Origin of the sequence: Burkholderia anthina, assembly GCF_902498995.1 — a bacterium.
Taxonomy (GTDB): Bacteria; Pseudomonadota; Gammaproteobacteria; order Burkholderiales; family Burkholderiaceae; genus Burkholderia; species Burkholderia anthina.
Genome location: NZ_CABVLY010000021.1, coordinates 95679 through 118636, shown reverse-complemented (window position 1 = coordinate 118636; position 22958 = coordinate 95679). Strand labels below are relative to the sequence as shown.

Genomic DNA, 22958 nt, shown 5'->3' with positions numbered 1-22958 from the left:
TCCCCGCTGCGGCCCAAGCCGCAGCATCTGCCGCCCGTCGGCGCGCGCGACGCATTGCGCGCGCCCCGTGGCAATGCCGGTATCAGGCTTAGCGCGCTTTTGCAGCGTGCGGTGTGTGGACGCCGTGCTTTGAAGCCGTGTTCGCAGGTGCCCTATGGCCGCCGGCCCCGTCTTTCGGGCCCAAGCGCCTCTTCAGGCAATTCTCCCCGCCATCCTTCCCGCTCCAGCGTGCTTGTGACAACACAACAAGGTGCGGCCTGCCGCCGTTTCCGCCCTCGCGGCTGACAACCGCGAGGCGCCGGCAGCAGAGTCGCCTGGAGTCGTTCATGAAACGCATGCTGTTCAATGCGACGCAGCAGGAGGAGCTGCGCGTCGCCATCGTCGATGGGCAAAAGCTCATCGACATCGACATCGAGACCGCCGGGCGCGAACAGCGCAAAGGCAATATCTACAAAGGTGTCATCACCCGTATCGAGCCGTCGCTCGAAGCGTGCTTCGTCAACTACGGCGAAGACCGCCACGGCTTCCTGCCGTTCAAGGAAGTCGCCCGCCAGTACTTCAAGGAAGGCATCGACATGCGCTCCGCGCGCATTCAGGATGCCCTGCGCGAAGGCCAGGAGCTGATCGTCCAGGTCGAGAAGGAAGAACGCGGCAACAAGGGCGCCGCCCTGACGACGTTCATCTCGCTCGCCGGCCGTTATCTGGTGCTGATGCCGAACAACCCGCGCGGCGGCGGCGTGTCGCGCCGGATCGAAGGCGACGAACGCCAGGAACTGCGCGAAACCATGGCGCAGCTGCAGATTCCCGACGGCATGAGCATGATCGCCCGTACCGCGGGCATCGGCCGCAGCGCCGAGGAACTGCAGTGGGACCTGAACTACCTGCTGCAACTGTGGCGCGCGATCGAAGCGGCGTCGCAAAGCGGCAATTCCGGCCAGCCGATGCTGATCTATCTGGAATCGAGCCTCGTGATCCGCGCGATCCGGGACTATTTCCAGCCCGATATCGGCGAAATCCTGATCGACACGACCGAGATCCACGATCAGGCCCGTGCGTTCATGGACATCGTGATGCCGGACAACGTGTCGAAGGTGAAGCGCTACCACGACGACGTGCCGCTCTTCTCGCGCTTCCAGATCGAGCACCAGATCGAAACCGCGTACTCGCGCACGGTACCGCTGCCGTCGGGCGGCGCGATCGTGATCGACCACACCGAAGCGCTCGTCGCGATCGACGTGAACTCGGCGCGCGCCACCAAGGGCGCCGACATCGAGGAAACGGCAACCCGCACGAACCTCGAAGCGGCGGACGAAGTGGCCCGCCAGCTGCGCCTGCGCGACCTCGGCGGCCTGATCGTGATCGACTTCATCGACATGGAGTCGGCCAAGAGCCAGCGCGAAGTCGAGCAACGCCTGAAGGACGCGCTCAAGCATGACCGCGCCCGTGTGCAGATGGGCAAGATCTCGCGTTTCGGCCTGATGGAACTGTCGCGCCAGCGTCTGCGCCCGGCCCTGTCGGAAGGCAGCCACGTGACGTGCCCGCGCTGTAACGGCACCGGCCACATCCGCGATACCGAATCGTCCGCGCTGCAGGTCCTGCGGATCATTCAGGAAGAAGCGATGAAGGAAAACACCGCGGCGATCCACTGCCAGGTGCCGGTCGAGGTGACCGCCTTCCTGCTCAACGAAAAACGTCAGGAAATCAACAAGATCGAGTCGCGCTTCAAGGTCGGCATCGTGCTGATCCCGAACAAGCACCTCGATACGCCGCACTACAAGCTCGAGCGCCTGCGCCATGACGATGCACGCCTCGACGATCCGCGCGCGTCCTGGAAGATGGCCGAGGAAGCCGCCCGCGAACTGGAGTCGGAAACCGGCTACAGCAAGCGCACAGCCGACGTGAAGCCGAAGCAGGAAGCGGCGGTCAAGGGCATCACGCCCGAGCGTCCGGCGCCGAGCCCGGCACCCCAGCGCCCGGCCGAGCCGGTTGCGGCACCGGCACCGGTCGCCGTGGCAAGCGGCGGCTTCATCGGCTGGCTGAAGGGTCTGTTCGGCATGTCGCCGGCTCCGGCACCCGCGCCGGTTGCACCGGCACCGGTGAAGGAACAGGCTGCCCGCCCGGCCCGCGAGCGAACCGAGAAGTCGGACCAGCGCGGCGGCGATCGCAATCGCAACCGTCGCGGCGGCGCCCAGCAGGCTCAGGGTGGTCGCGACCAGGCTGCGGCAGGCCGCGGCCAGCCGCAACGCCAGGAACGCGAAGGCAAGGAAGTCCGCGAGCCGCGTGAACCGCGCGAAGGCCGTGAACTGCGTGAGGGTCGTGAACCGCGTGAAAACCGCGAAGCTCGCGAGGGCCGTGGCCCGCGTGAAGGCCGCGAACCGCGCGAGCCGCGTGAAAACCGCGAACCGCGTGAACCGCGCGAGAACCGTGAGCCGCGCGAACGCGCCGAGCAGCCGGAAGCCGCCGACGCAGCCGGCCGTGGCGAGCGTCGCGAACGCCGCAAGCCGACGCAGCATGCGGCCACGCTCGAAACCGTCACCCGTGGCGAGAACCACCCGGAGTCGGAAGCCGACGAAGCAGCCGCAACCGCCCTGCCGGGCGCCGATGTGGCTGCCGATGCGGAAGCCGGCGCACGTGACGGCGAGGAACGTCGCCGCCGCCGCCGCGGCCGCCGTGGCGGTCGCCGCGAGCGCGAGGACGAAGGCGCAGTCGTCGACCAGGGCATGCACGGTGAAACCGCCGAGCAAGCCGTGACGACGGAAGCGTCGCCCTCGATCGAGCCGGCCCATACGGCCGCACCGGTCGCCGTGGCCGCCGTTGCCGCGGCAGGCGCCGTCGTTGCCGAAGCAGCAGTCGAGCAGCATGCCGAACCGGCAGCACCGGCCGCGGTCGAGCCGCAACCGGCACCGGTTCGCGTCGAAGCGACGCCGGTCGCTCCGGTCGAGCCCGCCGTGGTCGCCCAGGCCGCCGAACCGGCACCGGTCGCGCCGGCCGCCGCTGAGGAAGCCGGCCCGGCTCCGGTCGCGGTTTCGCCGACCGACGCGTTCGAAGTGCCGGCCGCACCGGCTGCCGTCGAAGCGCCGCAGTCCGCGCCCGTCGAGCAGCCCGCACCGGCACCGGTCGTTGCAGCCGAAGTCGCCCCGGCAGTTGTCGAACCGGTAACTGTCGCTCCGGCAGTTGTCGAGCCGGCGCATGTCGAACCGGTTCATGTCGAAGCCGCACCGGTCGAAGCGGTTGCCGCACCGGAACCGGCTCCGGCCCCCGCGCAAGCCGCCGCAGCGCCCGCTTCGGCGAGCCTCGATGTCGTGCTGGAACAGGCCGGCCTCGTGTGGGTGAACACGGACGCCGACAAGTTCCGCGCTGCGCAGGAAGCCGCCTCGCATCTGCCGCGTGCCGCCCGCGTGCCGCGCGAACGCAAGACGCTGCCGCCGGCCGACTCGACCCCGATGCAGCAGGTCGAAACGTCGCACCGCTAAGCGGCGCAGCGCCCGACCAGAAAAAGCCCGCCTCCGGCGGGCTTTTTCATTTCCGCGCTGCGGGTTTCCGCCCACCGGCCCGGCCGGCCGCTTGCGGCTAAAATAGAGGTCTGGCTCGCACTTCTTTCAACATGTCCCGACGCATCATTCCTCTCGCCGACGTCAGCGGGATGCCGGATATCTCCGGCGTCCCGCACACCCCTGACGGCGCCCTGGCCGACACGTTCGCCAGGCCGTTGCGCGATCTGCGCATTTCGGTGACGGATCGCTGCAACTTCCGCTGCGTGTACTGCATGCCGCGCGACGTGTTCGACAAGGACTACCCGTTCCTGCCGCACAGCGCGCTGCTCACGCACGAAGAGATCGAGCGCGTGGCGCGGCTCTTCGTCGCACACGGCGTCGAAAAAATCCGCATCACGGGCGGCGAGCCGCTGCTGCGCAAGAACCTCGAATTCCTGATCGAGCGCCTCGCGCGCCTGACGACCCACGACGGTCGCCCGCTCGACCTGACGCTGACGACCAACGGCTCGCTGCTCGCCCGCAAGGCGCGCGCGCTGAAGGACGCCGGGCTCACGCGCGTGACGGTCAGCCTCGACGCGCTCGACGATACGCTGTTCAAACGCATGAACGACGCCGACTTCGCGAGCGCCGACGTCCTCGACGGCATCTTCGCCGCGCAGGCCGCGGGCCTCGCGCCGGTAAAGGTCAACATGGTCGTGAAGCGCGGCACCAACGACGGCGAGATCCTGCCGATGGCCGAGCGCTTCCGCGGCACGGGCGTGATCCTGCGCTTCATCGAATACATGGATGTCGGCACGTCGAACGGCTGGAACATGACCGAAGTGCTGCCGTCCGCGGACGTCATCGCGCGGATCGCCGAACGGTTCCCGCTGGTGCCGCTCGAGCCGCACACGGCGGCCGAAACCGCACAGCGCTGGGGCTATGCGGACGGCGGCGGCGAAATCGGCGTGATCTCGAGCGTCACGCAGGCATTCTGCGGCGACTGCACGCGCGCGCGGCTGTCGACCGAAGGCAAGCTGTACCTGTGCCTGTTCGCGTCGGGAGGCCACGATCTGCGCGCGCTGGTGCGCGGCGGCGCCAGCGACGCCGAGATCGCGACCGCGATTGCCCGGATCTGGCAGGCCCGCACCGACCGCTATTCGCAGTTGCGCGGCAGCGCGGCCGGCGACGTCGCCCCCTACGGCGACGGCAAGCGTGTCGAAATGTCCTACATCGGCGGCTGACCGCGCCGCCCGTCCCCGATTTTCCCGACGATGCCCGCTTCCGACTCGCCCGCCATCACCGGCCTGCTGCTCGCAGGCGGGCGCGCGACGCGCATGGACGGCGCCGACAAGGGCCTGCAGTTGCTCGACGGTACGCCGCTCGCGCTGCACGTGCTGCGCCGGCTGTCGCCGCAGGTCGACGAGACGCTGATCAGCGCCAATCGCAATGCCGATCGCTACGCCGAGCTCGGCGCACCGTTCGACGCGCGCATCGTGCCGGACGCAACACCCGATTTCCCCGGCCCGCTCGCGGGCCTGCTTGCCGGCATGCGGGCGGCACGCGCGCCGCTCGTCGCGTGCTCGCCCTGCGACACGCCGTATTTGCCGACCGACCTCGTCGCGCAATTGCGTGCGGCGCTCGACGCGCAACGCGCCGACATCGCGATGGCGGTAACCGTCGACGCGCAGCAAACGCGCTCGCCGCAACCGACCTTCGCGCTGCTGCGCACGTCGCTCGCCGACGATCTCGCTGCCGGGCTCGCCGCCGGCGAGCGCAAGGTGCGTGCGTGGTACGCACGCCACAAGACGGTCGAAGTCGAGTTTCGCGACGAGCGTGCGTTTTACAATGCCAACTCCTGGCAGGAACTCGCCGCGCTCGCCCGCCGCTGACGGCGCCGGCATCGTTCCCGCCCGCCGCATGCGCCTGCGCGCTCAGGCGCCCTCTTCGCGCCACCGGCCACGAACCCGATACGCCTTGCGGCGCAGTCCGACTGATGATCAAGCAACCCCCGCCCGTTTCCCGAACCGCACCCGATTCCGATGCCCCGCTGTCGCTCGCCGACGCGCAGGCGCTCGCGTGCCGTTTCGCGGCGCCGGTCGATGCTTGCGACACGGTATCGCTGCACGATGCGCTCGACCGCGTGCTCGCGGCCGACGTGAATGCGCCGTTCGACATTCCCGCATACGACAACTCGGCGATGGACGGCTATGCGTTCGCCGGCAGCGCAAGCGCGTCCGCATCGCCCGGCGACGTCACGCTGACGATCGCCGGCACCGCGTTCGCCGGCCATCCGTTCGACGGCGCCGTGGCGGCCGGGGCGTGCATCCGCATCATGACCGGCGCGCCGATGCCGGCCGGATGCGACACGGTCATTCCGCAGGAACGCGTTCGGGTCGACGGTGACGTCGTCCGCTTCGCCGCGCACGACGCCGCGCGCGGCGCAAACTGCCGCAAGGCCGGCGAGGACCTCGCGCGCGGCGCGTGCGCGCTCGCCGCCGGCCGCATCCTGCGTCCGTCCGATCTCGGCCTGCTGGCATCGTTCGGTCTGACCGAAGTCACGGTGCGCCGCCGCGTGCGCGTCGCCGTGTTCTCGACCGGCGACGAACTGCGCGAACCCGGCGAGCCGCTCGGCCGCGGCACGCTGTACGACAGCAATCGCGGGATGCTGGTCGCGATGCTCGAACGGCTGCACATCGATGCCGTCGATCTCGGGATCGTCCGCGACGATCCCGCCGCGCTCGAACGCGCGTTAAGCGACGCGGTCGCCGCACAGGCCGACGCGGTAATCACGTCGGGCGGCGTGTCGGTCGGCGAAGCCGACTTCACGCGCGACGTGATGGCGCGCCTCGGCGACGTCACGTTCGCGAGCCTCGCACTGCGGCCCGGCCGGCCGCTCGCGTGCGGCACGCTCGCGCGCGCGGCCGACGGCGCCGGCCACGTGCTGTTCTTCGGGCTGCCCGGCAATCCGGTCGCATCCGCCGTGACGTTCTACGCCATCGTGCGCCCCGCGCTGCTGACGCTGGCCGGTGCGCACGCGGCGGCACCGGCGATGTACACGGCACTCAGCACGCAGGCACTGAAAAAGCGCCCGGGCCGCACCGAGTACCTGCGGGCCATCGCGACGCGCGCCGCCAACGGCCAGTGGCACGTCGCGCCGGCCGGTTCGCAGAGCTCCGCGTCGCTGAGCGGCCTCGCGGCCGCCAACTGTTTCATCGTCCTGGGCCACGATACCGCGGCAGTCGACGCGGGCGCCCCGGTCGACATCCTGCCGCTCGACGGCCTGATCTGAATTCCAATCGGTATATCTCTACGGGGGCAATCCGCACATGAAAAAACAAATCTCGTCGATCGCCGCGGGGCAGACCGCAAAGGCGCTGATCCTCGTCTATCTGACGTTCAGCGTGCCGATCGTGCTGCTGGGCATTCTGGTCGCGTACATCCGCTACGGGATGGTCGAGCTGAGCACGATCCTGAGCGCACTGCTGCTGAACGCGATCCTCGGCTTCGTGCTGCTGTGGATCGCATGCCACGCGTACAACTGGGTCGCATCGCGCTTCGGCGGCATCGAGATCGTGCTGTCCGATCCGCCGGAGGAAGCATGAGCGGCGCGCCGCTGATCCGGGCGGCCGACGCCCGTGACGTTGGCGCGATCCTCGCGCTGATGCGCGAGCTGGCCGACTTCGAGAAACTCGCGCACCTGTTCGTCGCGACCGACGCCGATCTCGCCGACGCGCTGTTCGGCGAACGGCCCGCTGCCGAAGCGCTGGTGGCGGAGCGCGACGGCGCGATCGTCGCGTATGCGCTGTTCTTCCACAACTATTCGACGTTCCTCGGCCGGCGCGGCCTCTATCTCGAGGATCTGTACGTGCAGCCGTCGCAGCGCGGCACGGGTCTCGGCACCGCGATGCTGCGGCACCTCGCGGCGCTGGCCGTCGAGCGTCGCTGCGGTCGCTTCGAGTGGTCGGTGCTCGACTGGAACCAGCCGGCGATCGACTTCTACGAGAAAATGGGCGCGACCGTGCTGCCGGAATGGCGCATCGTGCGCGTGACGGGCGACGCGCTGGACACGCTCGCCGGTAGCTGAGCGCAGCCCGGCCATGCCGGGCGCCGCTGCAAAAAGAAACGAGCGCCTCAGCGCCCGTTTTCATTCCAGCCGGCTGCGGCCAGACACGTCATGCATCGTCCGCATCGGCGCCGTCCGCGCCTTCCGCCCCGAGCAGCCCAGCCGCCGTGTCGCCCGGCAACGCCTCGACCTGCTTCAGCTTGCGGTTCATCACGCGGGTACGCTGCTCGGCCGCCTCGATCGAGCGCGTGACCGTTTCGAGCTGCGCCTTCGTGCGCGCGAGCACGTCGCCGAACTTGCCGAACTCGGTCTTCACCGCGCCGAGCACCTGCCACACTTCGCTCGAGCGCTGCTCGATCGCGAGCGTGCGGAACCCCATCTGCAGGCTGTTCAGCAGCGCGGTCAGCGTCGTCGGCCCGGCCACCGTCACGCGATAGTCGCGCTGCAGCAGGTCCGTCAGCCCCGGGCGACGCAGGATCTCCGCATAGAGCCCCTCGGTCGGCAGGAACAGCAGCGCGAAATCGGTCGTATGCGGCGGCGCGACGTACTTTTCGGCGATCGTACGCGCCTCCATCCGCACGCGCGCTTCGAGCGCGCGGGCCGCTTCCTCGACCGCCGCCGAATCGGCACGCTCCTGCGCATCGATCAGCCGCTCGTAATCCTCACGCGGGAATTTCGCATCGATCGGCAGCCACACCGGCGGCGCGTCGCGCGTGCCGCCCTCGCGGCCCGGCAGCCGGATCGCGAACTCGACGCGCTCGCTGCTCTTGGGCACCGTCGCGACGTTCTTCGCGTACTGGTCCGGCGTGAGCATCTGTTCGAGCAGCGCCTCGAGTTGCACCTCGCCCCACGTGCCGCGCGTCTTCACGTTGGTCAGCACTTTCTTCAGGTCGCCGACACCGGCCGCCAGCGTCTGCATCTCGCCGAGCCCGCGGTGCACCTGCTCGAGCCGGTCCGACACGAGCTTGAACGATTCGCCGAGCCGCTGTTCGAGCGTCGCATGCAGCTTCTCGTCGACGGTGCGGCGCATCTCCTCGAGCTTCGCCGCGTTGTTCGTCTCGATTTCCTTCAGCCGCTGTTCGAGCGTCGCGCGCACTTCGCCGATCCGGCGGTCGTTTGCTTCGGTCAGCTGCGTGAGCTGCCGGTTCAGCGTGTCGCCGAACAGCCGCAGCGCGACCGTCTGCTCTTCGCGCGCCTGCTGCGCCTGGCGCTGCACGCTTTCACGCATCGCGTCGAACTGCTGCGCGTTGCCGGCGACGAGCTTGCCGAGCTGCTGCGCGAACCCCTCGATCTGGTTGTTCTGCACGGTCGCGATGCTCGTCAGCTGCGTCGCGAGCGTCTGCTGAAGCTGCGAAAAATTGCCGGCCAGCTCGGTACGCGAGCCGCGCGCGCTCTCGACGATCTCGCCGCGCAACTCGCGTTCGAGCCGCTCGACCGCGCGCGCCTGCGCGTGCGCGGCGTCCTCGATCTGGTCGCCGAGCACGGCTGCATCGTCGTGACTTCCACCGCCGCGCACGATCACGACGACCGCCACCGTCAGCGCGACGGCCAGCACGACGACCGCCGCCAGCAACAACGTCGTCGTCATGCGCGCGGCTTCCCCATCACATCCGGGTTGATCGGATTCGGCGGCTGGCCCGCTCGCGGCCCTTCGCCCAGTGCGGCAATCAGGTTGTCGGCGGCGAGGTTCGCCATCGCGCGGCGCGTCTTTTCGGTCGCGCTCGCGATGTGCGGCGTCAGCACGACGTTCGGCACCTCGAGCAGCGCCGGATGCACGCTCGGCTCGCCTTCATACACGTCCAGGCCTGCTGCGGCGATCGTCCCGTTGCGCAGCGCAACGGCCAGCGCCGCGTCGTCGACGATGCCGCCGCGCGCGATGTTGGTCAGCGTCGCGGTGGGCTTCATCTTCGCGAGTTCGGCCGCGCCGATCGTGTGATGGTTCTCCTTCGTATACGGCAGCACCAGCACGACGTGATCGGCACGCGACAGCAGCGCATCCTTCGACACGTATTCGGCATTCAGTTCGGTCTCGATTTCGGGCGCGACCCGCGAGCGGTTGTGATAGATCACCTGCATCCCGAAACCGCGCGCACGGCGCGCGAGCGCCTGGCCGATACGCCCCATCCCGATGACACCCAGCGTCGACCCGTAAATGTCGCTGCCGAGGAAGCCGTCGTACGCCCACTTCTGCCAGTGCCCGGCCCGCAGCCAGTGCTCGGATTCGGCGATTCGCCGCGCAGCGGCCATCATCAGCGCCCAGCCGAAATCCGCGGTCGACTCGTTCAGCACGTCGGGCGTATTGGTGCCGAGCACGTTCGCCGCGTTGAACGCGGTCATGTCGAAGTTGTTGTAGCCGACCGCCATGTTCGACACGACGCGCAAGCGCGGCGCCGCCGCGAGCACGGCCGCGCCGACCGGGTCGCCGGCCGTCAGCGCGCCGTCCTTGTCGGCAAGACGCGCGGCGAGCGCATCGGGGGCGAGCGCGTCGCCGTTGTTCCAGTCGACTTCGAAATACTGCTTGAGCCGCTCGATCACGTCCGGAAAAATCGGACGTGCGACCAGGATCTTCTGCATCGTCATCTCCACATGCCGCAGCCGGAACGCGGCACGCCGTGTGCCGCCGGGACCGCCGCGCTTGGTTGAAAATCGTCAGCCTACGCCGTGAAAAAGATCCACGACGTCAGCAGAAACACCGGCACCAGGACGACCAGCGACCAGCCGAGATACGCAAAGAAGCTCGGCATCTTCACGCCGCGCGATTCCGCGATCGCCTTCACCATGAAGTTCGGCGCATTGCCGATGTAGCTGTTCGCGCCCATGAATACGGCCCCCGCGGAAATCGCGGCGAGCGTCGTCGCGCCGGTCGTCATCAGCGACTGCGCGTCGCCGCCCGCGAGGTTGAAGAACACGAGGTAGGTCGGTGCGTTGTCGAGGAACGACGACAGCAGGCCGGTCGCCCAGAAGTACATCGCGTCGATCGGCTTGCCGTCGGGGCCCGTGACGAGATGGACGATCTGCGCGAACGCGCCGTCCGCACCCGCGCGCAGGATCACGATCACGGGCGCGATCGTCACGAAGATCCCCGCGAACAGCTTCGCGACCTCTTCGATCGGCGCCCAGTTGAACGCGTTGCCCTCGCGCGCCGAACGCGGCGTCAGCGCGAGCGACGCGAGCGCCACGACGACGAGCGCGACGTCGCGCACGAGATTCTGCAGCGCGACGTGCGTGCCCCACACGTCGAACGTGACGCCCGGCTTCCAGATACCGCTCATCAGCACGAGGCCGATCACGGCCGCGAGCAGCGCGAAGTTGATCTTGCCGTCGATCGACAGCGCGGCGCCGTCGGGCGTCGGATCGAGCGCGGCCGGCCGCTCCTCGCCGCCCTTGCGGTAGAAATACGTGTCGAGCACGAAGAACAGCGTCAGCAGCACCGCACAGATGAACAGCATCGGCAGCGCAAGATGCGTGGTCGTCCAGAAAAAGCTCACGCCGTTCAGGAAACCGAGGAACAGCGGCGGATCGCCGAGCGGCGACAGCGAGCCGCCCGCGTTCGCGACGAGGAAGATGAAGAAGATCACGACATGCACGACGTGCTTGCGGTTGTCGTTCGCGCGCAGCAGCGGCCGGATCAGCAGCATGGCGGCGCCCGTCGTGCCCATCACGCTCGCGAGCAGCGTGCCGAGCGCGAGGATCGCCGTGTTCAGCTTCGGCGTGCCGTGCAGGTTGCCGTTCACGCAGATGCCGCCGGCCACCGTGTAAAGCGCGGTCAGCAGCACGATGAACGGGATGTACTCCTCAAGCAGCGCATGCACCAACGTACCGAACGCGGTGCCCGCGCCGAACGCGAACGCAAACGGCGCCAGGAACGCGACGGCCCACGCGGCGGCGATCTTGCCGAAGTGGTGATGCCAGAACACCGGAGCGACGAGCGGGAACACCGCGATGGACAGCAGGATCCCGGCGAACGGGATGCCCCAGAGCGCGGACAGCGCGGCACCGTCGAGCGTGGCGGCCGATGCGAGCGCGGGAACGGCGCCAAGCGCGGCTCCCGACGCCATGCCCGCCCAGGCGGCATGTCGTTTCATGCAGAACTTCCTTGTACGAATGGCAGTGGATGCAGCGGACGCGTCATGCGCCCCGCACGACGATCGCGTGAACGCGGTACGGGCCGTGTGCGCCCAGCACGATGGTCTGCTCGATGTCGCCGGTGCGCGACGGGCCCGATACGAAATTGACCGCGCGCGGCAATTCGCCCCGCTCCGCGCGAATCAGCGCGAATGCGTCTTCATGACCGGCGACGATCCGCGACGCCGGCACGATCGCGATGTGCGTTTCCGGCAGGAGACCGGCCGATGCGTAGGTGTCGGGGCCGGAAAGCAGCACCAGCGACCCCGTTTCGGCGGTCGCGCAGAAGCAGCCCGTCAGGCCGACGAGATCGCCGTCGCGCGGCTTGCGGCACTCGACCGACAGGCCGGCGCCGGCCCAGTCGAGATCGGACAGCGTGCGCCATGCGACGGCCTGCATCGGCAGGCCGTGAGCGGAAAGATAGCGGGCAGCGGCGGCGGGCGCGTCGGCGAGCGTCGCGACTTCGTCGACCGTCGTCGACAAACGCGCCGCTTCGTCGACGAACGCGGCAACGAGGTCGGCCGGCATCGGCGGACGCGGCCCCTCGGGATGACGGGCGAGATAGTCGGCGACGCCTTCGCGCTCCGTTGCATCGGGTTCGCCCGTGCGTCCCTGCGCCGCGCGAATGCGCGCGAGGATCTGGCGACGGGCAGCGGAAGTGTCCATGAACGGTCCTCGTGACGTTGGCGTGCGATACCGTCGGATTATACCGGCGGCCCTCGCCGCGACGCACCTGCCCGTTCGGCCGACGCCTACTTCGACGCGTCGTCGTCGGCCGGTTGCGCGATACCGAACACCTGGCGCAGGTAGGCGAGATACGCCTTGTCGTCGCACATGCTCTTGCCCGGCGAATCCGACAGCTTGGCGACCGGCTGCCCGTTGCAGCGAACCATCTTGATCACGATCTGCAGCGGCACGTAGCCGAGATCGTTCGTGAGGTTGGTGCCGACGCCGAACGCGAGCTTGCAGCGGCTGCGGAACCGTTCGTACAGCTGCATGACCTTCGGGATGTCGAGCGCGTCCGAGAACACGAGCACCTTGGTGCGCGGGTCGCAGCGGTTCGCCTCGTAGTGACGCAGCATGCGCTCGCCCCAGTCGAACGGATCGCCCGAATCGTGACGCGCGCCGTCGAACAGCTTGCAGAAGTACATGTCGAAGTCGTTCAGGAACGCGTCCATCCCGTAGACGTCCGACAGGGCGATCCCGAGGTCGCCGCGATATTCCTTCGCCCACATCTCGAAACCGTAGGTCTGCGAATCGCGCAGCCGCGGGCCGAGCGCCTGGCATGCCTGCAGGTATTCGTGCGCCATCGTGCCGAGCGGCGTCAGGTCGTGCTTCATCGCGTAGAACACGTTGCTCGTGCCCGCGAATTGCGGCCCGAGCCCGTCGCGCAGCGTCAGCGCGACCTCCTCGTGCCACACCTTCGAGAAGCGCCGGCGCGTGCCGTAGTCGGCGATCTTGCAGTCGGCGAACTCCGGCTTCGCGCCGAGCAGCTTGACCTTCTCGCGCAGCCGCTCGCGGCCTTCGCGATAGTCGGGCTCGCGCTGCGTGTTGCGGAAATAGACTTCGTTGACGATCGCCAGCACCGGGATCTCGAACAGGATCGTGTGCAGCCACGGCCCCACGATCTCGATGTCGATCTCGCCGTTGCCCTTCGGCGAAGGCGTGATCGAGATGTACTTCTCGTTCAGGTGGAACAGCGCCAGGAAGTCGACGAAGTCGCTCTTGATGAAGCGCATGCGCCGCAGGTAGTCGAGCTCGTCGTCGGTGAAGCGCAGCGAACAGAGGCCGCGCACCTCGTCGCGGATCTCGTCGATATACGGCACGAGATCGACGCCGGGCGTGCGGCACCGAAACCGGTATTCGACGTTTGCGGCAGGAAAGTGATGCAGGACGACCTGCATCATCGTGAACTTGTAGAGATCCGTGTCGAGCAGCGAAGTGATGATCATGATTGCGGTACCGCCGATATCGTGACCGGGCCCCGGCGCACCGCGCGCCGCCCGGTCTGTCGGCCATGTTACCCGAATGCGTGCCGGACCATCGTGAAACCCCTCCCCGCCCGCCGCCGTCGGTCGGGCGCCTTCTGCCGCCGCCCGACGCCATAAACTAATCACGAAACGATATAAGCCGGAAAGCCGACCACGTCATGCGGGTTTTGCGCTTCAGTTACAATGCCGCTTTTGGCGCAAACGCCACCCCATATATACCGCCAAGCAGGAGCGTTTTAATGACTCACGTTGTGACCGAAGGCTGCATCAAGTGCAAATACACGGATTGCGTGGATGTGTGCCCGGTGGATTGCTTCCGTGAAGGTCCCAACTTTCTCGCCATCGATCCGGACGAGTGCATCGACTGCGCCGTGTGCGTCGCCGAGTGCCCGACCAATGCGATCTATGCCGAAGAAGACGTTCCGGGCGACCAGCAGCAGTTCACCGAGCTGAACGCCGAGCTGGCGAAGGGCTGGCCGTCGATCACGAAGACCAAGCCGGCGCCGGCCGACGCGGACGAGTGGAAGGACGTGCAAGAGAAGCTGCACCTGCTCGAGCGCTGATCGCGCAGCGGCGTCGAATTTTTTTGTGCGCCGCGGCCCAAAAGTATTGACAGGTTAGCGAACACTCCATACAATCTCGTTTCTCTGCTGTTGTTGTTTGTTCCCCGATAGCTCAGTCGGTAGAGCGCCGGACTGTTAATCCGTAGGTCCCTGGTTCGAGCCCAGGTCGGGGAGCCAAAAACACAAAGCCCGTTGAAAGTGGACGGGTTTTTTGTTGGAAACCCTTTGTTGGGAACCCAACACGCAGATATACCGATTTATTCCCCGATAGCTCAGTCGGTAGAGCGCCGGACTGTTAATCCGTAGGTCCCTGGTTCGAGCCCAGGTCGGGGAGCCAGACAATGAAAGGCCCGTCATTCGACGGGCCTTTTGTCTTTTCGGCGCCCGTCGGCCACCGCCGCGCATGCTAGAGTCTCTGTCCCGCATTCGCATCCGGTTCCGTCGATGAAGCACCGCCTCCTTTCCGCCACGCCGTTCGCCCTTCTCTTTTCCGCCCTTGCCGCCGCCCCGCTCGCGCACGCGGAGGAAGTCGGCAGCGTCAACACCCATTTCCGCGTGACGGGCTCCGATCGCGTGGTCGTCGAAGCGTACGACGATCCGCTCGTGAGCGGCGTGACCTGCTACGTGTCGCGCGCGCGCACCGGCGGCATCAAGGGCACGCTCGGCGTCGCGGAAGATCCGAGCGAAGCGTCGATCGCCTGCCGGCAAGTCGGCCCGCTCAGCTTCAAGGAGCCGCTCAAGCAGCAGACCGACGTGTTCAGCGAGCGCATGTCGTTCATCTTCAAGACGCTGCACGTCGTACGCGTGGTCGACAAGAAGCGCAACACGCTCGTCTACCTGACCTACAGCGACCGCATCGTCAGCGGCAGCCCGAAGAACGCCGTCACCGCGGTGCCGATGCCGGCCGGCACGACGATCCCGGTCAAGTAAGCCCGCGCCTGCCGGGCGCGCGAGCGATACACTGTCGATTCGACCGTTCCCGCGCCCGACCATGTCCGCCACCCGCCTTCCGGATTCCGCACGCTACTGGCGCACGCCGCTGCTGCCGGATGCGGATCTGCTCACGGCCACCTATCGCGATCATACGTTCGCGCCGCACTGGCACGACGCGTACACGATTCCGGTGATCCTCGAGGGCGCGGAGCGCTACACCTGTCGCGGCAGCGGCCATGTCGCCGAAACGGGCACCGTGCCGGTGATCAATCCCGGCGAAGTGCACACGGGCTCGCGCGCGACCGACGAGGGCTGGTGCTATCGCGTCAGCTACGTGCCGGTCGACTATATCCGCGCACTCGCGAGCGCGATCGCGGGTCGCCCGCAAGATGCGCCGTGGTTCCCGTCCGGCGTGATCCGCGACCCCGATCTCGCGGCGCGCCTCGCGCTCGCGCACCGGATGATGGAAGCCGGCAGCGAACCCATGCCGCCATCCGGCGCGCACGGGCCGGCGGCCGCCGCCGGTCCCGCTCCCGGCGCGCCGCGCGCGTACGACCCGCTCGCCGCCGAAACCGCGATGCTCGACGCACTGTCGACCCTGATCGCGCGCCACGCCGACGCGCGGCTGCAACCGGCGGTGCTCGCGGCAGACGAGCCGCGCGTCGACGCGATGCGCGAACGGCTCGCGGCCGATCTCACGTGCACGGTGACGCTCGACGATGTCGCGCAGGCAGCCGGCCTGTCGTCGTTCCACGCAGCGCGTCTGTTCACCCGTACGACCGGGATGCCGCCGCATGCGTGGCGCAACCAGTTGCGGCTGCAGCGCGCGCTTGCGCCGTTGCGCGCGGGCGTGCCCGTCGCCGATGTCGCGGCGGCAAGCGGCTTCGTCGACCAGAGCCACTTCACGCGACACTTCAAACGGATGTTCGGCGTGCCGCCCGGACGCTGGCAGGCCCGCTGACGCACGCTTTCGCGCTTCGCTGGCACGGGAAACCGTGCCAGCACATCGCACCGCCGACATCGGCGGGCGCAAGAACATACAAGCCGTCACGGCGCCGGCCCGCTATCCTCCGACTCATGGAGAAGCGCCCCTTGAACCCCGTACCCTCGCCCCCACCCCGCCGTCCGCTGAACGAATGGCTCGACGGCGCACGCGACACGATCCCGATGATGATCGGCGCGGCGCCGTTCGGCGTGATCTTCGGCACGCTCGTCGGCGGCGGCCCGCTCGCCGCCTGGCACGGCGCGCTGATGTCGCTCGTCGTGTTCGCCGGCTCCGCGCAATTCATCGCGCTCGGCCTGATCGCCGGCAGCGCGAGCTTCGTCGTCGTGCTCGCGACGACGCTGATCGTGAACCTGCGTCACCTGCTGTACAGCGCGACGCTCGCGCCGTACGTCGCGCACCTGCCGCTGCGCTGGCGCGCAACGCTCGGCGCGCTGATGACCGACGAGGTGTTCGCGGTCGCCTATGCGCACTACCGGCACTTCCCGCCCGGTGCGATCGGCCCGTACTACTTCTTCGGCTCGGGCCTCGCGATGTACCTGAACTGGCAGGTCTGGACGCTCGCGGGCATCGGCTTCGGCGCCGCGTTCCCGGGCCTCCAGTCGCTCGGGCTCGATTTCGCGATGGCGGCGACCTTCATCGCGATCGTCGTCCCGCAACTCGGCACGCTGCGCTATTTCGCGGCCGCCGCGACAGCCGGCACGCTCGCGTACTTCTGGCAGGGCTGGCCGTACAAGCTCGGGCTGCTCGGCGCCGTGGCCGCCGGCGTCGCGGTCGGCGTCGCGCTCACGCTGCTGCACGCACGCTCGCGCACCGGTTCGTGCACGGAGGCCGCATCGTGAGCTACGCGTTGCTGATCCTCGGGATGGCCGTCATCACCTATGCGATCCGGACGACGCTGTTCCTGTTCGGCGAGCGGCTGACCTTTCCGCCGCTCGTGCGGACCGCGCTCGGCTTCGTGCCCGTCACCGTGCTGACCGCGATCATCGTGCCGATGGTCGTCTCGCCGCACGGCGGCACGGCCGAACTGACCTGGCGCAATCCGCAGCTCGTCGGCGCGCTCGCCGCCGTGCTCGTATCGGCAACGACGCGCCGGCCGCTCCTGACGATCGCGGTCGGGCTCGCGGTGTTCTTCTTCTGGCAAGGGATCGTGATGCCGCACTGGCTGCCGGCGTAAGCGCGCTTCGCCGGTCGCGCTCAAGTTTGCGTGCGGCGCGCCGATATAGGGAATGAAGACCCGCCATCGGCCTCGGCGCGAACCGGTCCGTCGACGCTGCGCCCGTCCTGGTGCGTGATGCCGGCGACCTGCCCGCGCGGGCCGCCATCGAGACGATTCATGGGCCAGATCACCCTTTCCATCAAGGACGACACCCTTGCGTCACTGCGCAAGGACTACGATGCGTTCGTGCGCGTATCGCTGAAGCTCGACCCGCAGTTCGCGACGCCGTCGTTCGAGGATTTCCTGCGCGCCAAGCTGCTCGACAACATGGTGCCGCTGACCGAGCACGCGGTACAGCGGATGCTCGAGGGCGGCCAGTACGCGTGGGCAAAGCGCACCCTCGACAAGGAGTTCCCGGACGTCGTCGCGATCCTGATGCGGCAGGCCGGCGAATTCGGCTTCGGTTTCGCGTCGCGCTCCGAATGGACGCCGGACGAGCTCGCGAAGGCCTGCCGCGACTGGGCCAAGGCGATCGTCGCCGAGGCGCAGAGCGACGCATCGCTCGTCGACCCGCTCGCCGCACAGATCAAGAGCGCGGTGCACGACATCCAGACACTCGAGGAGATGATGCAGACGCCCGCGTGGCGGCTCGCGGAGTCGCTGCGGCAGCGCATCTACGAGGCGAAGCTCGCGTGCGAGATGAGCGTCGGCAGCGCGGCGCGCGACAAGCTCGGCGAACTGCGCGGGCTGCTGCGGCTCGGTCTCTCGCACGGCTCGTTCCAGAAACAGGAAGCGCAGCAGATCATGGAGTACATGCGGCTCCTGAAACCCGAGATCTTCGTCGACGAGCCATATGACGTCTTCGCGCGGCTTGCCGGATGGCTGCGCAGCGTGTTTGCGCCGGCCGCCGCCGCGCGGCGTGCGCCCGGCCCGGGGCCGGACCAGCGCCGGCCATGACGGCCCGCGCCGGCGCATGAAAAACGGCCCGGGCCGCGCAATGCGAACCGGGCCGCCGGATCACCGCCGTCGCGATGCGCCGTCCGGGGCGAGCATCGCGCGGCGACGGGGCACCGCTTACTGCGTGGCGCCCTGGGCCGATGCACCGCCCTGCACGTCTGCCGACGCACCGCCTTCGGCCGCTGCGTCACCCACCTTCGACTTGGCCGTACCGGCATGGTGCTTGGCCGACTTCGCCGCATGCTTCGCGTGCTTCTTGGCCGAGTGAACCGACGACGCAGCCGTATCCTTCGCGCCGTCGGCTGCCGTGCCGAGCGCGTCGGTCGCGCCGCCCGCCGCATTGCCCGATGCGTTCGCGCCGGCACCGCCTTGCACGCCTGCCCCGACACCCGCGGCCGGCGCCTGTGCCTGCACGCCGGCTCCCGCGCTGCCCTGGGTCGCGACGCCCGTCTGCGCGAATGCGGCCGAAGTGGCGAACGCCGTCAGCGCGGCACCGATCAGCATCGTACGAATCTTGGACATGACAATCCTCCTCAAGAAGTTGTTGGCGCGGATCGCATCGATGCGATCCGTCGCGTCCCCTGCCGCAACATGCAGCAGGTACGACGAAAGACCCGCGGGCCGCACGGCCGGTTCTCGAATCTCTCAGACTGTTACCCACCGTTTCATTTGCTGACGAATGGCTCACAGTCCTTAACAACTGCGGGCCGCGGCCGTCCGCGCTCGCGTGCCGGCCCGCGGTGCCGTATGATGCGGGGCGACTCCTCCCGCGCATTGCGCCCCCCTTTCGTCATGCCCAACCTGGATTTCACGCTGACCGGCGAATACGTCGAGCTGCACAACCTCCTCAAGATCACCGGCCTCGCGGACAGCGGCGGCACCGCGAAGATGTTCGTCGCGTCCGGCGCGGTGAAAGTCGACGGCGCGGTCGAGCTGCGCAAGACCTGCAAGATCCGCGCGGGTCAGGTCGTGCTGTTCGGCGACACGCGGATCGCGGTCCACGACGCATAGCGGTTCCCCCTGACCTCGACATGGCCATCGGCGCGCGTTCGACACGGTTTCAATAAAGCCGTAAGCTAGCTGTCTCTCAAAATAAATACAGGCAGCGCGGGCCCGCACCTGCGCGAGCGCCCATTCCATGTCGCATTCCGGTCTTACGCGGACGGCCGCCGCGCCGCCGTCCCTGTCCAGTCATGCCGCCGATACCGCGCGCCTCGCCGCCCCGCTTGCGATCGCGCAACTCTCGCAGATGGCGATGAGCGTCACCGACACGGTGCTGCTCGGCTCGCTCGGCCCCGATTCGCTCGCGGCCGGCGGCCTCGGCGCAAACTTCTTCTTCGTCATCGTGACCGTGCTGCAGGGCGTGCTGTCGTCGGTGAGCGTGAGCGTCGCGCATGCGCGCGGCGCGCAGGCCGAACACCGGGTGCCGCACATCTACTGGACCGGCTTCGTGCTGTCCGTGCTGCTCGCGATTCCGGCGATCGTCGCGCTGTCGCTGTCCGAACCGATCCTGCTGATGTTCCACGAGCCGCCGCTGCTCGCGCATCACGTCGGCGAGTACACCGGCATCCTGCGTTTCGCGGCGCTCGGCAGCCTGATCGGCGTCGGGCTGATGCGCGCGTTCCTGCCCGCGATCGGCGCCGCGCGGCGGCTGCTGTGGGTGTCGATCGGCGGCGTCGGCATCAACGGCGTGCTGAACTACGGACTGATCCACGGCGCCTTCGGGTTGCCGCGGCTGGGCTTCCTCGGTTCGGCCGTCGCGACGACGATCACGATCTGGCTCACGGCACTCGCGCTGATCTGGCTGCTGCACGGCCGCCAGCGGTTCCGTCATTTCGTGACCGCCGCGCGCCCGAAGCTGCCGGTGATGGGCGAGCTGATCGGCATCGGCTGGCCGGTGGCGATCACGTACGGGGTCGAATCGACGCTCTTTCTCGCGACGGGCCTGACCATCGGCGTGCTCGGCGCGACCTCGCTTGCCGCGCACCAGATCGCGCTGAACGTCGCGTCGGTAGCCTTCATGGTGCCGCTCGCGATCGGCCAGGCCGCCAACGTGCGGGTCGGCTACTGGGTCGGCGCCGGTGCGCCTGTCGCCGCGCGGCACGCGGGCTTCGTCGCGCTCGGCCTCGGCGTCGCGTTCATGTCGCTGTCCGGTCTCGTGCTGATCGTCGCACCGCATGCGATCGTCGGCCTGTACCTGCACCTCGACGATCCGTCGAACGTCGGCACGGTGTCGCTCGCCGCGTCGCTGCTCGGCATCGCCGCGGTGTTCCAGATCGTCGACGGCATGCAGACCGTCGCATCCGGCGCGTTGCGCGGGTTGAAGGACACGCGCATCCCGATGCTCGCGGCGACTTTCGGCTACTGGGGAATCGGCTTCCCGACCGGCTACTGGCTGGCATTCCACGCGGGCCTCGGGGCCCGCGGCCTGTGGTGGGGGCTCGCGGCCGGCCTCGCGAGCGTCGCCGTGCTGATGGCATGGCGCTTCCATCTGAAAAGCGCGTCGCTCATCGCGGCGACGCGCTGAGCGCGACACGACGCGAAATCGCCGCCAGCGCTATGCTTGTCGGTTGAAGATCCAGAACGCCGCCATCCAGGCGGCGCGACTGCCCCACGATACGCCAGACGCCGCGCGACGCGCGGCCTTTCCCTTTTCCAGGAGGAGTGCATCATGAACGAAGCAGTTCGGATGGAACGCGACACGTTCGGCGAGATCGCCGTGCCGGCCGACCGGCTCTGGGGCGCGCAGACCGAGCGCTCGCTGCAGAATTTCCGGATCTCGACGGAGAAGCAGTCGCCCGAGCTGATCCACGCGCTCGCGATCGTCAAGCGCGCGGCAGCCGCGGTGAACCAGTCGCTCGGCGTGCTCGCCGACGACAAGGCGCGCGCGATCATCGACACGGCCGACGAAATCATCGCGGGCAAGCATCCGCGCGAATTCCCGCTCGCCGTATGGCAGACGGGCTCCGGCACGCAGACCAACATGAACCTCAACGAGGTGATCGCGAACCGCGCGAGCGAGCTGATGGGCGGCGAGCGCGGCGAAGCGCGCAAGGTGCATCCGAACGACGACGTGAACCGCGGCCAATCGTCGAACGACGTGTTCCCGACCGCGATGCACATCGCCGCCGCGTACGCGATCGTCAATCACCTGCTGCCCGCGCTGCGCACGCTGCGCACGACGCTCGATGCGAAGTCGAAGGCATTCGCCGACATCGTGAAGATCGGCCGCACGCACCTGCAGGACGCGACGCCGCTCACGCTCGGCCAGGAATTCTCCGGCTACGTCGCGCAACTCGACCAGGGCATCCGGCACCTCGAATCGACGCTGCCGCACCTGTACGAACTCGCGCTGGGCGGCACCGCGGTCGGCACCGGGCTGAACGCGCATCCGGAATTCGCGGTGCGCGTCGCCGACGAGATCGGCCGGCTGACCAAGCTGCCGTTCGTGACGGCGCCGAGCAAGTTCGAGGTGATGGCGGCCGCCGACGCGCTGGTGTTCGCGCACGGCGCGCTGAAGACCGTCGCGGCCAGCCTGATGAAGATCGCGAACGACGTCCGCTGGCTCGCGAGCGGGCCGCGCTGCGGGCTTGGCGAACTGTCGATTCCGGAAAACGAGCCGGGCAGCTCGATCATGCCGGGCAAGGTGAATCCGACGCAGTCGGAAGCCGTGACGATGCTGTGCTGCCAGGTGTTCGGCAACGACGTCGCGGTCAACGTCGGCGGCGCAAGCGGCAATTTCGAGCTGAACGTGTTCCGGCCGATGATCGCGCACAACGTGCTGCAATCGGTGCGGCTGCTCGCCGACGGCGCGCAGAGCTTCAACGACCACTGCGCGGTAGGCATCGAGCCGAACCGCGCGCGCATCGACCTGCTGCTGAACGAATCGCTGATGCTGGTGACGGCGCTCAACCCGCACATCGGCTACGACAAGGCCGCGCAGATCGCGAAGAAGGCGCACAAGGAAGGCACGACGCTGAAGGCCGCCGCGCTCGCGCTCGGTTACCTGACCGAAGCGGAATTCGATGCGTGGGTGCGGCCCGAGCAGATGATCGGATCGCGGTAATCACGCGATGACGGGCGCGGCGCGAACGCGCGGCGCCCGTGGGTGTCAGACCGTGCCCTTCGCCACTTCCTCGGGCTTCATCTCGACGATCTTGTCGAGCGCGGCACGCACGTCGGCCGCATATTTCGCGAGCACTTTCTGCTCGTCGGTCTCGGGCACGAACGGCGGCACCGGCACCGGGTTGCCGTTCTCGTCGACCGCGACGAACACGACGAGGCAATCGGTCGTCTGACGCAGCACGCCGCCCTTCGGATCGCCGGCATGCACGGACACGTGGATGTGCATGCTGGTGCGGCCCGTCGCAACGACGCGCGCCTTCAGTTCGACGAGGTTGCCGACGAGGATCGGACGCTGGAAGCGGATGTTGCCGACGCTGACCGTCACGCAGTAGCGGCTCGACCAGACCGCCGCGCATGCATACGCGACCTCGTCGATCCACTTCATCAGCGCGCCGCCATGCACCTTGCCGCCGAAATTCACGGACGACGGCTCGGCAAGGAAGCGGAATACGGTTTCAGTGCGGTCGAGGGCGGCCGGTACGGGGGACGGTCGGGACATCTTGTGGGCTCCAGGCGGCGGGGGCGCTGCAATCGGCGCATTATACGTTGCACTGCGGCAACGC

23 protein-coding genes and 2 tRNA genes are annotated in these 22958 nt (G+C 68.3%); 17 read left to right on the top strand and 8 right to left on the bottom strand.

Going from position 1 to position 22958, the window contains the following annotated elements:
* Positions 1-326 precede the first annotated feature (326 nt).
* The 6 genes from BME24068_RS24860 (at position 327) to BME24068_RS24835 (ending at position 7560) form a co-directional block, all read left to right on the top strand.
* Positions 327-3473 (top strand): Rne/Rng family ribonuclease, encoded by a 3147-nt coding sequence (locus BME24068_RS24860; RefSeq protein WP_174927701.1) that lies wholly within the window; start codon positions 327-329, stop codon positions 3471-3473.
* Positions 3474-3604: 131 nt separating this feature from the next.
* Positions 3605-4717 (top strand): GTP 3',8-cyclase MoaA, encoded by a 1113-nt coding sequence (gene moaA / locus BME24068_RS24855; protein WP_096507542.1) that lies wholly within the window; start codon positions 3605-3607, stop codon positions 4715-4717.
* A gap of 30 nt (positions 4718-4747) precedes the next feature.
* On the top strand, positions 4748-5365 hold the full coding sequence (gene mobA, locus BME24068_RS24850) for a molybdenum cofactor guanylyltransferase MobA (RefSeq protein ID WP_174927700.1): 618 nt from the start codon (positions 4748-4750) through the stop codon (positions 5363-5365).
* Positions 5366-5469: 104 nt separating this feature from the next.
* Entirely contained in the window at positions 5470-6765 is a 1296-nt protein-coding gene (gene moeA, locus BME24068_RS24845; protein ID WP_174927699.1) for a molybdopterin molybdotransferase MoeA, read from the top strand.
* A gap of 37 nt (positions 6766-6802) precedes the next feature.
* On the top strand, positions 6803-7078 hold the full coding sequence (locus BME24068_RS24840) for a hypothetical protein (RefSeq protein WP_006476519.1): 276 nt from the start codon (positions 6803-6805) through the stop codon (positions 7076-7078).
* A complete protein-coding gene (locus tag BME24068_RS24835) occupies positions 7075-7560 on the top strand; it encodes a GNAT family N-acetyltransferase (protein WP_096507545.1) in 486 nt (161 codons plus the stop codon). Before BME24068_RS24840 ends, BME24068_RS24835 begins: the two co-directional genes overlap by 4 nt.
* 88 nt (positions 7561-7648) lie before the next feature.
* On the opposite strand, the gene BME24068_RS24830 is transcribed toward BME24068_RS24835, so the two are convergent.
* The 5 genes from BME24068_RS24830 to pncB all read right to left on the bottom strand — a co-directional run bounded on the left by BME24068_RS24830 (position 7649) and on the right by pncB (position 13616).
* Entirely contained in the window at positions 7649-9127 is a 1479-nt protein-coding gene (locus BME24068_RS24830; protein ID WP_096507546.1) for a DNA recombination protein RmuC, read from the bottom strand.
* Positions 9124-10113, bottom strand: a complete 990-nt coding sequence (locus BME24068_RS24825) for a 2-hydroxyacid dehydrogenase (RefSeq protein ID WP_174927698.1) — start codon at positions 10111-10113, stop codon at positions 9124-9126. Before BME24068_RS24825 ends, BME24068_RS24830 begins: the two co-directional genes overlap by 4 nt.
* Positions 10114-10193: 80 nt before the next feature.
* On the bottom strand, positions 10194-11624 hold the full coding sequence (locus tag BME24068_RS24820) for a sodium:proton antiporter (protein ID WP_096507547.1): 1431 nt from the start codon (positions 11622-11624) through the stop codon (positions 10194-10196).
* A gap of 43 nt (positions 11625-11667) precedes the next feature.
* The gene (locus tag BME24068_RS24815) at positions 11668-12330 is read right to left on the bottom strand and encodes a LutC/YkgG family protein (protein ID WP_096507548.1); all 663 of its coding nucleotides are present in this window, start codon (positions 12328-12330) and stop codon (positions 11668-11670) included.
* An 86-nt stretch (positions 12331-12416) separates the two neighbouring features.
* On the bottom strand, positions 12417-13616 hold the full coding sequence (pncB, locus tag BME24068_RS24810) for a nicotinate phosphoribosyltransferase (RefSeq protein WP_096507549.1): 1200 nt from the start codon (positions 13614-13616) through the stop codon (positions 12417-12419).
* A 278-nt stretch (positions 13617-13894) separates the two neighbouring features.
* On the opposite strand from pncB, the gene fdxA reads away from it, so the two are divergent.
* The 7 genes from fdxA to BME24068_RS24775 all read left to right on the top strand — a co-directional run bounded on the left by fdxA (position 13895) and on the right by BME24068_RS24775 (position 17331).
* The gene (gene fdxA / locus BME24068_RS24805; protein WP_059235411.1) at positions 13895-14218 is read left to right on the top strand and encodes a ferredoxin FdxA; all 324 of its coding nucleotides are present in this window, start codon (positions 13895-13897) and stop codon (positions 14216-14218) included.
* 101 nt (positions 14219-14319) lie between these two features.
* Positions 14320-14395: transfer RNA gene (locus BME24068_RS24800), tRNA-Asn, on the top strand.
* Positions 14396-14479: 84 nt separating this feature from the next.
* Positions 14480-14555 (top strand) — tRNA-Asn (locus tag BME24068_RS24795).
* Positions 14556-14662: 107 nt separating this feature from the next.
* Positions 14663-15148 (top strand): CreA family protein, encoded by a 486-nt coding sequence (locus BME24068_RS24790; RefSeq protein WP_174927697.1) that lies wholly within the window; start codon positions 14663-14665, stop codon positions 15146-15148.
* 61 nt (positions 15149-15209) lie between these two features.
* Positions 15210-16112 carry an AraC family transcriptional regulator gene (locus BME24068_RS24785; RefSeq protein WP_174927696.1) on the top strand — a complete coding sequence of 301 codons (903 nt, stop codon included), beginning with the start codon at positions 15210-15212 and terminating at the stop codon, positions 16110-16112.
* 116 nt (positions 16113-16228) lie between these two features.
* Positions 16229-16996, top strand: coding sequence for an AzlC family ABC transporter permease (locus BME24068_RS24780; RefSeq protein WP_174927695.1), 768 nt, complete (start codon positions 16229-16231; stop codon positions 16994-16996).
* Positions 16993-17331 (top strand): AzlD domain-containing protein, encoded by a 339-nt coding sequence (locus BME24068_RS24775; protein WP_096507553.1) that lies wholly within the window; start codon positions 16993-16995, stop codon positions 17329-17331. The genes BME24068_RS24780 and BME24068_RS24775 overlap by 4 nt, the downstream gene beginning before the upstream one ends.
* Before the next feature lie 20 nt (positions 17332-17351).
* Here BME24068_RS24775 and BME24068_RS24770 read toward each other — a convergent pair whose 3' ends face one another.
* Positions 17352-17492: a hypothetical protein gene (locus BME24068_RS24770; protein WP_162826227.1), complete on the bottom strand. Its 141-nt coding sequence runs from the start codon at positions 17490-17492 to the stop codon at positions 17352-17354.
* On the opposite strand from BME24068_RS24770, the gene BME24068_RS24765 reads away from it, so the two are divergent.
* The gene (locus tag BME24068_RS24765; protein ID WP_096507554.1) at positions 17491-18270 is read left to right on the top strand and encodes a DUF4088 family protein; all 780 of its coding nucleotides are present in this window, start codon (positions 17491-17493) and stop codon (positions 18268-18270) included. The genes BME24068_RS24770 and BME24068_RS24765 overlap by 2 nt on opposite strands.
* Positions 18271-18387: 117 nt before the next feature.
* On the opposite strand, the gene BME24068_RS24760 is transcribed toward BME24068_RS24765, so the two are convergent.
* Positions 18388-18792 carry a hypothetical protein gene (locus BME24068_RS24760; RefSeq protein WP_174927694.1) on the bottom strand — a complete coding sequence of 135 codons (405 nt, stop codon included), beginning with the start codon at positions 18790-18792 and terminating at the stop codon, positions 18388-18390.
* Between the two features lie 270 nt (positions 18793-19062).
* On the opposite strand from BME24068_RS24760, the gene BME24068_RS24755 reads away from it, so the two are divergent.
* The 3 genes from BME24068_RS24755 to fumC all read left to right on the top strand — a co-directional run bounded on the left by BME24068_RS24755 (position 19063) and on the right by fumC (position 22336).
* On the top strand, positions 19063-19281 hold the full coding sequence (locus tag BME24068_RS24755) for an RNA-binding S4 domain-containing protein (protein ID WP_014897685.1): 219 nt from the start codon (positions 19063-19065) through the stop codon (positions 19279-19281).
* A 127-nt stretch (positions 19282-19408) separates the two neighbouring features.
* Positions 19409-20797 carry a multidrug efflux MATE transporter NorM gene (gene norM, locus BME24068_RS24750; protein ID WP_096507556.1) on the top strand — a complete coding sequence of 463 codons (1389 nt, stop codon included), beginning with the start codon at positions 19409-19411 and terminating at the stop codon, positions 20795-20797.
* A 144-nt stretch (positions 20798-20941) separates the two neighbouring features.
* Complete coding sequence (gene fumC / locus BME24068_RS24745) at positions 20942-22336, top strand: class II fumarate hydratase (protein WP_098549366.1); 1395 nt, start codon at positions 20942-20944, stop codon at positions 22334-22336.
* Between the two features lie 45 nt (positions 22337-22381).
* On the opposite strand, the gene BME24068_RS24740 is transcribed toward fumC, so the two are convergent.
* Positions 22382-22894 (bottom strand): acyl-CoA thioesterase, encoded by a 513-nt coding sequence (locus BME24068_RS24740; protein ID WP_096507558.1) that lies wholly within the window; start codon positions 22892-22894, stop codon positions 22382-22384.
* Positions 22895-22958: the final 64 nt, after the last annotated feature.